The following is an 11,846-nucleotide window of genomic DNA, read 5'->3' on the forward strand; positions in this document are numbered from 1 at the left end:
GAGGGAAATGCACAATTAGTAGGAGCGAGTGTCGCTAGAGTACGCCTTAATTTGATGGGTGACGGCTCGAGCGCCAGGGTCCTGGATTGGAATCACGATATGAATCGGGGTGCTTGGGGGCATGTAGGTTATGTCTAAAAAGTCTCTATGTAGATAATTTTGGGGCGCAAATAAGCGTGCTGCCACGGGCTTACCATTGAGATCGTAGAACTCTAGGGCGAGTTTTGGCATGGGTTGCGCGTAGTGGCTGGTGTTGGTCATGATGGCATTGACCTGAAGAGTGTTTGCTTCGGTGGGATGACTTTGCACTCGTACATGCTCAATGCTAATGGCTGAAATGTCCTCGAATGCTGGTAGGGTGCAGCCTAAGTATGAACAAGCGACACGATAAACACCTCGGAACTCTGGTGATCGGCTACCTTGTTCAAAAAAAGCCATGCTGATTTGAGCAATCAGTGCTGCTATGGCAAGTAGAATGCCCATGCCCCATAACCAGCCCCAGCGGCTTTTGCTCGGTGCAGTGGCTTGGTCCGCTTCCGTTAATGAGGCGAGACTGTATTCTGCTGCCAATTGCTTGATAGATTCTTTTGAGGCGTATTCGCTATCCGATAAAGAATCCTGTTTAGAAATGTCTTGGGCAAGAGAATGTAATGCCTGCATGTAGTCAGGTTCTGGGTCTGTTTTGGATGCAGAGAATTCAGTAGCTTGGTTTTTCTCTTGCTTTGAAGGAGATTTTTCTTCGTTTTGGGGAGCTTTTAAGCGCTCGCTAAAAACGGGCTCTTGAGGTAGATTGCCAGTCGTAAACTGCTCTTCCAACTCTGCTAGTTCCAGTTCCCAGGGGGCTAGGTCACTGTCCGTTTCAGCTTCAATAACGGGCTCAGGGGCTTGTTTCTTCTGTGGTTCTTTAGGCGTCGGAGGAGTGTAGGGCTCTAGATCGCTTTCATTAAAAAGGGTGTTAAGCCAGTCCGGATCCGGTGTGCCATCGTGGTTGATTGTTTCCGTGGGAGCTGTTTGGGCTGTCGGAGCGGTTTTCTGGGCAGATGGCTGGTATGTTTGTGGCTCGGGAGCCGCAACAGGGGCTGGTTGCTCTTTGTTAATGGGTTTTGGGGTGCTTGGGAGTGGTTCTGCGGTAAAGATGTGAAAGCATTGACCACAGCGTACTTTGCCTTTGGCCATTTTTAGTACGTCTTCAGTAACTCGAAATGTGGTGGAGCATTTAGGACAACAAGTGATCATGCTTTCTGACATAGGGTGTGAACTTCCTTACAGCGTTATAGCTTCTTCGCTACAATGCGAACCCATTCTTCTTTTTCCGTGATGGATTCAATTTTAAACCAAGGTTTGTAAGCCTCGACGACAGAGTGGGCTTGGCTTTCCAATATACCAGATAATGCCAAAAGACCACCGGGTTTGACCAGTTTGGAAATGGTGCCTGAAAGCTCTGCTAAGGGGCCGGCAAGGATGTTGGCGACCACGATGTCTGCTTCCACATTGCTGTCATAAGGTGGCAATTTAACTTCATAGCGATCTGGCGTGATTTGGTTGCGCTCTGCGTTTGCTTGGGTGGCTTCTACGGCTTGTGGGTCGATGTCGATGCCAACCATATTGCTTGCTCCCAGCAAGAGTCCTGCAATCCCTAAAATGCCTGAGCCACATCCGTAATCAATAATGCTCTTATCTTGGCAGTCGATGGCGTCAAGCCACTCTAAGCACAGTGCCGTGGTAGGGTGTGTGCCGGTGCCAAACGCTAACCCTGGGTCAAGGATCAGATTAACACCATTTTCGTCTGGGACTTCGCGCCAGCTTGGGCAAACCCAAAGGCGTTTGCCAAATTGGATAGGGTGGTAGCTGTCCATCCATTCTCGAATCCAGTCTTTGTCTTCAAGAATTTCAATCTTAAGATCTATGTTCGATTGACCTAGGTGTTCGGCTTTATGGGTCACAACACTACTAATGTGTTCAAGATCTGCGTCAGCTTCGAACAGCCCGGTTACGCGGGTATGCTTCCAAAGGGGAGTGGTGTTGAGATCGGGTTCGTATACCGGATCATCGTGAACATCTTCAAAGGTCACCACTAGGGCACCGCATTCAAGGAGTGAGTCTTCAAAAGACGGAACGTGATCAGGCGTTGTATGAACGCGAATTTGCAACCAAGGCATTAGGTAATCGTCCAGTTGTGACTGTTAGAAAGTCTGATTGTACATGCAAATAAGGAGGGTACTACACCTCCGGACGGAGGTGTAGTAAGCGAACCGATTAAAGTCCGAGTTTCTTCTCTAGGTAATGGATGTTCACGCCACCGGCGATGAAGTTGCCATCCGTTACTAGGCTCTTCTGAAGATCGATGTTGGTCTTGATGCCATCAACGAAGGTCTCATCCAGTGCAACCTCTAAGCGTTTAAGAGCACCTTCACGAGTGTCCGCAAAACAGATAACTTTTGCGATCATGGAGTCGTATGTAGGTGGCACTGAATAGCCGCTGTAAAGATGAGAATCAACTCGTACACCCATACCGCCAGGGGCGTGGAAGTAGTTCACTTTACCAGGGCTTGGCATGAAGGTCTTAGGATCTTCAGCGTTGATACGTGCTTCAACAGCATGGCCTTTCAGTTTCACATCTGCTTGAGTGATGGACAATGGTAAGCCGCTTGCGATACGAAGCTGTTCTTTAACGATGTCGATACCAGTAACCATTTCTGTTACAGGGTGTTCTACCTGAACACGAGTGTTCATTTCGATAAAGTAGAAACGGCCGTCTTCGTATAGGAATTCGAAGGTACCGGCACCACGGTAACCAATCTTGATACAAGCATCCACACAGGCTTGTAGACATTGAGCGCGGGACTCTTCATCTAGTAGTGGAGCAGGGGCTTCTTCAAGAACTTTTTGGTGACGACGCTGTAGAGAGCAGTCACGGTCGTATAGGTGAACCGCATTACCTTGGCCATCAGCCAGTACCTGAACTTCAACGTGACGTGGGTTTGTTAGGAATTTCTCCATGTAAACCGTGCTGTCACCGAAGTAAGATCCCGCTTCAGATTGAGTGACGCTGATGGATTTTAGTAAGCTGGCTTCGTTGTGAACAACGCGCATACCACGACCACCCCCCCCTGCAGCGGCTTTAACGATTACTGGGTAACCGATTTCACGTGCAATACGCATACACTCATCTGGGTCAGATGGTACTGGGCCGTTTGAGCCTGGTACAGTCGGTACGTTTGCTTCACGCATTGCCTTGATCGCAGACACCTTGTCACCCATTAGGCGAATGGTTTCAGCACGAGGGCCAATGAAGGCAAAGCCAGAACGCTCAACTTGCTCAGCGAAGTCTGCGTTTTCTGCTAGGAAGCCGTAACCTGGATGGATCGCAGACGTGTCTGTCAATTCCGCTGCACTGATCAGTGCAGGAATGTTCAGGTAGCTGTCTTTTGATGGGTTTGGTCCGATACAGATGGATTCATCTGCAAGGCGAACGTGTAATAGGTCGCGGTCAATTTTGGAATGGACAGCGACAGTTTTGATACCGAGTTCTTTACAAGCGCGAAGAATACGCAGTGCAATTTCGCCTCGGTTAGCAATCAATACTTTATCTAGCATGACGAAACCTTTGGCTAAGAATTAAACGATGGTAACAAGCGGTTGATCAAATTCTACTGGCTCGCCGTCTTCTACAAGGATAGCGCCAATTGTACCAGATTTGTCAGCTTCGATTTGGTTCATCATCTTCATGGCTTCAACGATACAGATGGTATCACCAGCGTTTACTTTTTGGCCTACTTCAACAAATGATTTCGCGCCTGGTGCTGGAGACTGGTAGAAAGTACCTACCATTGGAGAGTTTACCGTATGACCAGAGATCGCTGCAGGTGCGTCAGCTTCTGCTGCTGGAGCTGCTGCCGGAGCCGCAGGTGCTGCAACAGGAGCAGGTGCTGCGTACATTTGAGGAGCTGCAACTGGTGCACCGCCACGACTGATTCGAACTGCTTCTTCGCCTTCTTTGATCTCAATCTCGTATACGTTGGATTCTTCAAGTAGCTCGATTAGTTTTTTGATTTTGCGAATGTCCATGTTGACTCTCTTTGTTGTGTCTAAATAATCAGTCTATTTCTGCAAAGGGGATGAATTCCTAAGCAGGCTGGGTGTGAATTGGGGAAAATCCATCATGGAGATTTACCCAAACACGTAAAATTCTAATTAGCGGGAAATTATCAGTAAAAAGCGCTATTTTGTCCAGTTTTGAGGGTAAAAAACCTGCAACTTGCAATTATGTTTGAAAAATGATCAGTAGTAATCCAGCGGGTGTTCTAGCGTGACAAAATGGCCTGTAAACGCTCAGATACTTCCTGCTTCGTTGGCTCCCCGATAAGTTTTAGGGATTCTACGGATTGTTGTGTTTCATCGAAAAATAACATGGAAGGAGGGCCGTAAAGGTTAAACGCCTGCAAAAAGGCCTTGCTGTCATCCGTATTATCCGTCACATCTACTTGTACAAAAGCAACTTGTTCTAGCAAGGGTAAAATGTCCGCCGCTTTAAATATCTCTTCTTCGGTTACCTTGCAGCTAATGCACCAGTCAGCGTATAGGTCAGCCACCACTGGTTTGTTGCTCTGTTCTAAGACGGCTTTGAATTCATCCAGAGAGGTGACTTTTGCGTAGTAGGGCACTTGGGTTGCTGTTTTCGTGCCGACTTCTGATAGCTGTCGTACTGCCCCCAAAGGTTTTGTTGGGTTCGTTTCGCCAAGGGTTACACCCACTAGTTCCAGCATGGCGATAATTAAGGTGAGCAAGCCAACAAACCAGCGTACCGGATGCGAGTTGCCCGAGATGGCGCGATGAAGGAAATAGGCCGCAATGGTTAGGGACAATAACCCCCAAAGGGCTAAGTGTGTGGACAACGGCAGCCAACGGGTCGCCAGCCAAATTGCCATGGCTAACATACCAAAGCCCATTAGTTTTTTGATGTCTTCCAGCCAAGGGCCGTTTTTAGGGAGAACGGTGCTGCCCAAGGCACCTACAACGAGTAAGGGAATCCCCATGCCTAACCCCATGGCAAATAATGCCAAGGCACCATACAAGGGATCAGAGTTGGAGCTAATGTAAAGCACGACTCCAGCCAGTGGTGCAGAAACACATGGGGATACGACTAGGGTTGCAACCATTCCAGTGCAGAAGATGCCAAATAGACGTGAGCGGCTTTGTTGAGTTTGTCCTGACACATGGTTGAGTTTGTCTTGAAGAGCGCTGGGTAAGCGGAGTTCAAAAACGCCAAACATGGCTAATGCTAAGACGGCAAACAGAACTGCGCTCGTCATTAAAACCACTGGGTTTTGTAAGGCTGCCTGTAGGTTTAACTGAGTACCAAACCAACCTGCTAAGGCACCGATTAGAGCATAGGTGATAGCCATCCCCAGCACATAAATAAACGAGAGGCCTAATCCAGTCCAGCCTCTTGCTTTACTACCGACGACAATAGCGCTGACAATCGGCACCATGGGCAGTACGCAGGGTGTAAAAGAAAGCAACAATCCCAAGCCCATCATAATGCTGATGGTCTTGATGACGCTTGCTTCTGACATGAGTTGGATCACTTTTTGCGCACCAGATAACGCCACCTTTGGTGTGGCTTTAGGGGCTTGCCCTTGGGCTAGGGTATTTAATGGGGCGAACTCAGCTGACATAGGGGCCAGCTCTGGGGGATAGCAAAGTCCGCGCTCTGCACACCCTTGATAGCCAATTGAAAAAGCGATTTGCGTCGCAGCGGAAAGCCCTGCAGCGTTTAAGGGAATCTCTAGTTGATCATGAAACACTTCTACTGTGCCAAAATAGGGGTCTTCTTTAACGGTGCCTGAGGGAATGTCACCGAATGATAGGGCAGGCCCTGATTCCTGTTGTATCTTAAGCTGATGTTTATAAAGGTAGTAGCCTTCGGCAATGTCCCAATGGGCAATGACCTGCCCGTTGTCTTCTCTGTCAATCGAAAGAATGAAGGCCTGGTCTACGGGTAAAAACTCTTGGCTACTGGAACCAAAAGGTGAACTAATACTGAATGCAAAGATCAGTGAGGAGTATGTCAGGATAATGAGAGCAAAAAGCTGGCGCAGCATTCATGGGCCTATTTATCATTTACAATGAAGGTTTCTTCGGCGTCGAAGGCGCTATAGACTACCAATCGAGTTAGAAGTTTCCAAACACCTAGGAGTTATCTTGTCTAAAAAAGCGTTTTTATTGCTAACTTCGTCAATGTTTTTAGTGGCATGTGCGTCAACGCCTGCACCGGTATCCGCTCCTGTTCAAGTGGAAGCTCCAGAGTCAGAGAAGCAAGTGGATCAGAAGCCAGCGACTCCAGAAGTAATAAATGATATTAAACCTGAGCCCCAGGCTCAGGTGGTATCTGCGGCCGATAAGGTGACAATGCGCTTGATCAAAATGGGTCAATACGCTTTGTCAGAGCGTCGCTTACTAACCCCTGAAGAAGACAATGCCAACATGTATTTCCAAATCGCCTTAGGTCGAGATCCTGGCAACTATGAAGCGATTTTAGGTATCTCTAATATTGTCGATACCTATTTGGATTGGGCAATAGTGTCAGCAGGTCGAGGGGACTTTAACACCGCTTATACCTACTTGAACAATGCGAGATTTGTGAATCAGGATGATCCCAATATTAGTACTGCAGCCGATCGCGTCGCTCGTATTGAGAAGCGGGCTCAAGGGACCCCTAAGGCGACTGCAACAAAGCAGGACAGGGTGCCAGACGCCTCAGAAGATGTATTTATTTTGCCAAAAGACCTATTCCAATTGAGTGAAGAGGAAATTCTTGCAAAAATGCAGCCTATTATTGACCGAATCTTGGCACTTCAGAAGCCAATTGAGATTAATTGGCCAAGTGATAAAGAAGGTCGCTTGATTTATCAAATCCTCAATAGCAGAACACCGGACTTCCGAGTACGAGCTATGATTTATCATCGTGCTCGATACACCGTTGAAATGAACGAATAAGGATAAAAATATGGCGAAAATTCTCGATAAACTCGCTGTTTTAAAACTAGGTCAGTATCGTTCTGGCTTGTTTAAAGGCGTATTGATCGGCGTTGCATTCCTATTCGTGTTGATCACAGGGTTAGGTATGTATTGGAGCAGTGAACCGGATCAGTTTGATGTGGTGTCGGCTGCGAAGGAACGAGCTGAAGCGCAAGGGTACTTGAATAACAGTAAAAAACTGGTCACGGGTTACACCACTACGAGTACGGTTTATCAGTTGGTGGATACCTTGTTAGAAAAACCAGGTGGGTTTATTAGCAATGATATCCTGCCCCCAGGGTTGTTTATGGATAACATGCCGTCTTGGGAGTTCGGGGTGTTAGTGCAGGTGCGGGACATGGCCCGAGCGCTACGGAAGGAATTTAGTCGCTCTCAGTCCCAATCTACGGAAGACCCAAATCTAAAAATTGCCGAGCCTCAGTATAACTTTGATAACAAAAGCTGGGCGTTACCTTCCAGTGAAAGTGAGTACCGCCGAGGCAATGCTGAACTAATGCAGTATTTGGATCGTTTGGCGAATAATACTGATAATGCTCAGTTCTATTCCCGCGCTGACAGCCTTGCCGAATATTTGTCCGATGTGTCTACTCGTTTGGGGAGTCTGTCCCAGCGTTTGTCCGCAAGTGTTGCAAAGGTCCGTGAAAATACCGATTTAGCAGGGGATAAAAACGCCCGTCAGTCTACCGAAGGTGTGGCCCGCCAATACGTGCAAACCTCATGGATGCAAATTGATAACGTGTTTTATGAAGCCCGTGGGGCCAGCTGGGCGTTAATTCATATTTTGAAAGCCATCGAAGTAGACTTTGTGTTCACATTGCAGGATAAAAATGCCTTGGTAAGCTTGCGTCAAATTATTCGTGAGTTAGAGGCTACCCAAGCTTCTGTCTGGTCACCCGTTATTTTAAATGGTGATGGCTTTGGTATTTTGGCGAACCATTCTTTGGTTATGGCTTCTTACATTTCACGAGCGAATGCTGCCTTGATTGACTTAAGAAGGCTGCTTGAACAGGGCTAACCCAGTGTTAGGAGAACAATTGAGGGTGCGTCCAGCAGAGCTTGAGGACGCACCTTTTATCTTATCTATCTTCTTAGAATCGGAAGCGCAAACGGACTTCAAAGGTGGGGTCACCCTTTATAGCGTCATTGATTGGATTGAAAGCTCTAGCCCTGAGCGGCCGTTTTGGGTGTTGGAGTATGCGGATACTGTAATGGGTTGGTGTGCCTTAGAGTCTTTCTATGGGCTGCCATCGTTTGCGGGGGCGGTCGAGTTAGGAATCTATATCCAAGCGGAGTATCAACGACAGAGGCTGGCGTCAGGGCTACTTGAATTCGTTGAACATCATGCACAACAAATGGACATTCATACCCTAGTGGCTTACATCTTGTCTGCCAACCTACGCAGTCAACAGTTTTTTAAATCCTGTGGCTATGAGCAATGGGGGATGCTGCCCAACATCGCGCGCAGTGGCGGTATATTGGGCGATTTGATGGTGTTTGGTAAATCTTTGTCGTGAGGCTTATATGGGTTCAAAGACAGAACCTGAGCTTGGTACGAACAAAGTTTTATACATGCGGCTAGCATAATCATCACTCATGGATGCCATGTAGTCACAGATAATCCGGTGACCATTTCCTCCGACTGCTTCAATGGCACGCCATTCTTTTGCGAGCTCTTTCGGAAGTAATCTTGCCGGATCTGCGGCAAGGGCTTCAAACATTTCTAACAGCATTTGCTGACCCTTATACACCAACATCTGTACTTCGGGACGTTGAATAATGTGGGTCATTTCAAAGTCTTTCAGTAGATCAAGGGCGTGTCGCTGTGGTGCCGGTAAGGCTGCTTGGTATCTTAATAATGGGTGATCGAACTCATTCGCTTCAGTGACTTCACAGGAGGTGATAAACCAACTGACCAGATCGCCAATGGCCTTTTTGCGCAAATGACTTTGTTTGCTGAACAGTTGTTGTTCTATACGGGTTAAGTGCTCGTTTAAAAAGGGCGTGTCAATGGCGGCTAAGGCTTGTGCCACATGAGCTTGCCACATGTCACGTGTGACCATGCCAAGCACAATCGCGTCCTCCAAGTCATGAACCCCATAGGCAATATCATCGGCCAGATCCATTATGGAAGTATCGAAGCTTGCGTGTTGGGTGCGTCCGTGGCGATTGTTCTCTTGGCGCGATACGTTCAACAGGTGACTGCGATCAGACTCATTGAAGGGGGCCAAAATCCAATCAAGTAACGGCGCTTCTTCAGCGAAAATACATTTAGGTGGGTGCCAGTCCTTTGCCCTGAATAGGCGTAAATTGGTGGGTTTGTTCGGATACTTACCTACCACATCTTCATGTAGAGCAGGGTATTTAATCACTCCCAGCATGGTGCGTCGGGACACGTCCATGCCGAATTCTTCTGAATAGGAGCCGCGCTTACCTAGGATGCGTAACGATTGGCCGTTTCCTTCAAATCCCCCATGGTCAATCATCATGAAATTCAATGCCACTTCGCCCCCATGGCCGAAAGGAGGGTGACCAATGTCATGGCTTAAACATATGGTTTCAATGAGGGATTCGCTGGCAAGCCATTTCTGAAATGAAGCGTTTTCAGGCTGAGAAGACTGCAGATGGTAAACAATACCGCCGCCAATTTGCGCCACTTCCAATGAGTGGGTTAAGCGCGTTCGGCTGTAGTCGTTTTGACGAATGGCGAGAATTTGAGTTTTAGATTGAAGGCGACGAAATGCGGCGCTGTGAATGATCCGTGCTCGGTCTCTTTGATAAACGTTGCGGTGATCGTTACTTTTTTCGGTGCGTGGCCCAGAGCGGCGCTCCATCCAGATGTCTAAATCGGCACTGTTGCTCATCATGTTCTTCTTGAGAATTTTAGTAAGAAGGGCAGTCTTTCATTAAAACACGATGTAGGTCAATGCCTGGGGCATTTGGAGTAGGCATAATGCTTTTTATTATAAGGAAACATTATGCTTAATACTCAACATCTTATTACATTTAAAACTTTGGTCGAAACAGGTAGCTTCACTCAAACTGCTCGTCAGTTGGGGTTAACTCAGCCGGCGGTGAGCCAGCATATTCAGAAGCTTGAAAAAGGGTTAGGCACCATTTTGCTAATCCGTCATGGTCGCTCAACGGAGCTCACAGGGCCTGGGCGCTTGCTCTATAATCATGTGTTGGATTTGGATCAGTGCTATGAAGACTTTATGGCGAAATGGCAGAACTATCTCGCTGCGTCAGATGTAGACATTAAAACGAGTGCCTAAGTATTCACTTAAGGCACCCGTAACAAGCGCTTGTAACGCAGGCTTAGGCTTGTTTTGTTGGAATGAGGTTGCCGATGTGTAGGCCGCATTCTTTATGTTCTGACTCTTCCCACCACCAGCGACCTTCCCGTTCATGCTGGTTCGGCAGTACTGGGCGCGTACAAGGTTCGCAGCCGATGCTGATAAAGCCCTTTTGATGCAGCTCGTTAAATGGCACTTCAAACACCTTGATGTAGTTCCAAACGTCTTCTGAAGACCAGTTTGCCAAGGGGTTAAACTTGAATAAGGTGCGCTCGTCATTGCTGAACGCTGAGTCTACTTCAGCAAATGCTAATTGATTACGTGTGCCGTGGCTTTGGTCTTTACGTTGACCTGTGATCCAAGCATTAAGAGTATTGAGTTTTTTGCGCAGGGGAGCCACTTTGCGTACGCCACAACATTCCTTATGACCGTCCTCAAAGAAACTGAAGAACCCTTTTTCTTTAGTGAAAGCTTCGAGCTTCTCTGCGTCGGGAGACATTACATCAATTTTAATGTTGTAGTGTTTGCGAACGGTATCGATGAAACGGTAAGTTTCAGGGTGCAAACGACCAGTATCCAAGGAAAATACCTGAACGTCTTTTTTGGCTTTGACGGCCATATCGATCAATACCACATCTTCTGCACCGCTGAATGAGATCGCGATGTTGTCGAATTCTGCTAGGGCGCTGTGAATAATTTTCTGCGCTTCGTCAGCTTTGTGGCTTGCCACGAAGGCGTCTAAATCAAAGTTGGACATGTTGTCTATCCTGATGTAATTCCAAGTTGGCTGTACCTTAGCAAGTTACATTACTGAGATAAAATACAAATCCAGCCTAAACTTATAATGCAAAGCCCCTACGAGCGATAATGATTTTCAATCGCTTGATAAAGACCAAAAATGATCCCTGCTGTCACGCCCCAGATACGTAAATCATGGTAGCGCACTTCGAAATACCCACGGGTGATATTGCCGATTTTACGCTCTATGTATTGGAAGTTTTGTGGGTTCAGTAAGTGGTTTAATGGCACCCAGTGGACGCATTCCACTTCCGCCTCACTTAAGCTTAGTTCGCTCATGCGAGTCATTTCAGCCACCACAGGTTTGATGCAATATCCAGAAATAGAGCAGTACTCACCCAGTTCGCCAATCAACTCGAAACAATCCGGAGCCAAGCCGACTTCCTCTAATGTTTCTCGCAAAGCAGTATACTGAATGCTGGCATCTTCAGGGTCATGCTTGCCTCCAGGGAAGGCAATTTGTCCAGGATGGTTGCGCATATTTAATGAGCGTTGGGTCAGTAGAACTTTTAGGTCGCCCGAGTCGGGGCAGGGAAAAATAGGTATCAACACCGCCGCTGCGCGGTAATCGTGAATGTAGGCTTCAGGGGCAATAAACTGATCTGGATTGTAGATTTGCTGTGGCGCTTGGGCGTCAAGAGCCGCCCGTATCTCGTCGATGGTCGGGGTGATTGGCGATGATTCTAAGAAATGAGCCACATCAATCATCTGTTC

General features: G+C 47.4%; 12 protein-coding genes. 4 read left to right on the plus strand and 8 right to left on the minus strand.

Going from position 1 to position 11,846, the window contains the following annotated elements; genetic code table 11:
• Window positions 1-15: 15 nt before the first annotated feature.
• The 5 genes from ACFQ45_RS15405 to dsbD all read right to left on the minus strand — a co-directional run bounded on the left by ACFQ45_RS15405 (window position 16) and on the right by dsbD (window position 6,104).
• Window positions 16-1,248, minus strand: a complete 1,233-nt coding sequence (locus ACFQ45_RS15405; protein ID WP_377369276.1) for a zinc-ribbon and DUF3426 domain-containing protein — start codon at window positions 1,246-1,248, stop codon at window positions 16-18.
• A gap of 23 nt (window positions 1,249-1,271) precedes the next feature.
• The gene (gene prmA, locus ACFQ45_RS15410) at window positions 1,272-2,159 is read right to left on the minus strand and encodes a 50S ribosomal protein L11 methyltransferase (RefSeq protein ID WP_377369278.1); all 888 of its coding nucleotides are present in this window, start codon (window positions 2,157-2,159) and stop codon (window positions 1,272-1,274) included.
• 97 nt (window positions 2,160-2,256) lie between these two features.
• Window positions 2,257-3,597, minus strand: coding sequence for an acetyl-CoA carboxylase biotin carboxylase subunit (gene accC / locus ACFQ45_RS15415; RefSeq protein ID WP_377369280.1), 1,341 nt, complete (start codon window positions 3,595-3,597; stop codon window positions 2,257-2,259).
• Window positions 3,598-3,618: 21 nt separating this feature from the next.
• Window positions 3,619-4,068, minus strand: coding sequence for an acetyl-CoA carboxylase biotin carboxyl carrier protein (gene accB / locus ACFQ45_RS15420; protein WP_377369282.1), 450 nt, complete (start codon window positions 4,066-4,068; stop codon window positions 3,619-3,621).
• Between the two features lie 236 nt (window positions 4,069-4,304).
• Complete coding sequence (dsbD, locus tag ACFQ45_RS15425; RefSeq protein WP_377369284.1) at window positions 4,305-6,104, minus strand: protein-disulfide reductase DsbD; 1,800 nt, start codon at window positions 6,102-6,104, stop codon at window positions 4,305-4,307.
• Between the two features lie 100 nt (window positions 6,105-6,204).
• Between dsbD and ACFQ45_RS15430 the strand changes: the two genes are divergently transcribed.
• From ACFQ45_RS15430 to ACFQ45_RS15440, 3 genes are read left to right on the plus strand one after another with little or no spacing between them, the layout of a single operon-like run.
• Window positions 6,205-6,999, plus strand: a complete 795-nt coding sequence (locus ACFQ45_RS15430) for a hypothetical protein (RefSeq protein ID WP_377369286.1) — start codon at window positions 6,205-6,207, stop codon at window positions 6,997-6,999.
• 10 nt (window positions 7,000-7,009) lie between these two features.
• Window positions 7,010-8,056: a DUF2333 family protein gene (locus ACFQ45_RS15435; protein WP_377369288.1), complete on the plus strand. Its 1,047-nt coding sequence runs from the start codon at window positions 7,010-7,012 to the stop codon at window positions 8,054-8,056.
• Window positions 8,043-8,555: a GNAT family N-acetyltransferase gene (locus ACFQ45_RS15440; RefSeq protein ID WP_377369290.1), complete on the plus strand. Its 513-nt coding sequence runs from the start codon at window positions 8,043-8,045 to the stop codon at window positions 8,553-8,555. The genes ACFQ45_RS15435 and ACFQ45_RS15440 overlap by 14 nt, the downstream gene beginning before the upstream one ends.
• Before the next feature lie 3 nt (window positions 8,556-8,558).
• Here ACFQ45_RS15440 and ACFQ45_RS15445 read toward each other — a convergent pair whose 3' ends face one another.
• Window positions 8,559-9,902, minus strand: a complete 1,344-nt coding sequence (locus ACFQ45_RS15445) for an anti-phage deoxyguanosine triphosphatase (protein ID WP_377369292.1) — start codon at window positions 9,900-9,902, stop codon at window positions 8,559-8,561.
• 114 nt (window positions 9,903-10,016) lie between these two features.
• Between ACFQ45_RS15445 and ACFQ45_RS15450 the strand changes: the two genes are divergently transcribed.
• The gene (locus ACFQ45_RS15450) at window positions 10,017-10,313 is read left to right on the plus strand and encodes a LysR family transcriptional regulator (protein ID WP_377369294.1); all 297 of its coding nucleotides are present in this window, start codon (window positions 10,017-10,019) and stop codon (window positions 10,311-10,313) included.
• A gap of 43 nt (window positions 10,314-10,356) precedes the next feature.
• On the opposite strand, the gene ACFQ45_RS15455 is transcribed toward ACFQ45_RS15450, so the two are convergent.
• Together ACFQ45_RS15455 and ACFQ45_RS15460 are read right to left on the minus strand one after the other, a co-directional pair.
• Window positions 10,357-11,091, minus strand: coding sequence for a phosphoadenylyl-sulfate reductase (locus ACFQ45_RS15455; RefSeq protein WP_377369296.1), 735 nt, complete (start codon window positions 11,089-11,091; stop codon window positions 10,357-10,359).
• 98 nt (window positions 11,092-11,189) lie between these two features.
• Window positions 11,190-11,840, minus strand: coding sequence for a CoA pyrophosphatase (locus ACFQ45_RS15460; protein WP_377369298.1), 651 nt, complete (start codon window positions 11,838-11,840; stop codon window positions 11,190-11,192).
• Window positions 11,841-11,846 lie beyond the last annotated feature (6 nt).

The organism is Rhodanobacter aciditrophus (assembly GCF_042679525.1).
Lineage (GTDB): Bacteria > Pseudomonadota > Gammaproteobacteria > Pseudomonadales > Marinomonadaceae > Marinomonas > Marinomonas aciditrophus.

Coding starts and splice junctions, on each gene's coding strand:
- ACFQ45_RS15405 (WP_377369276.1), bottom strand. CDS start 1,248: ATGTCAGAAAGCATGATCACTTGTTGTCCTAAATGCTCCACCACATTT.
- prmA (WP_377369278.1), bottom strand. CDS start 2,159: ATGCCTTGGTTGCAAATTCGCGTTCATACAACGCCTGATCACGTTCCG.
- accC (WP_377369280.1), bottom strand. CDS start 3,597: ATGCTAGATAAAGTATTGATTGCTAACCGAGGCGAAATTGCACTGCGT.
- accB (WP_377369282.1), bottom strand. CDS start 4,068: ATGGACATTCGCAAAATCAAAAAACTAATCGAGCTACTTGAAGAATCC.
- dsbD (WP_377369284.1), bottom strand. CDS start 6,104: ATGCTGCGCCAGCTTTTTGCTCTCATTATCCTGACATACTCCTCACTG.
- ACFQ45_RS15435 (WP_377369288.1), top strand. CDS start 7,010: ATGGCGAAAATTCTCGATAAACTCGCTGTTTTAAAACTAGGTCAGTAT.
- ACFQ45_RS15445 (WP_377369292.1), bottom strand. CDS start 9,902: ATGAGCAACAGTGCCGATTTAGACATCTGGATGGAGCGCCGCTCTGGG.
- ACFQ45_RS15450 (WP_377369294.1), top strand. CDS start 10,017: ATGCTTAATACTCAACATCTTATTACATTTAAAACTTTGGTCGAAACA.
- ACFQ45_RS15455 (WP_377369296.1), bottom strand. CDS start 11,091: ATGTCCAACTTTGATTTAGACGCCTTCGTGGCAAGCCACAAAGCTGAC.
- ACFQ45_RS15460 (WP_377369298.1), bottom strand. CDS start 11,840: ATGATTGATGTGGCTCATTTCTTAGAATCATCGCCAATCACCCCGACC.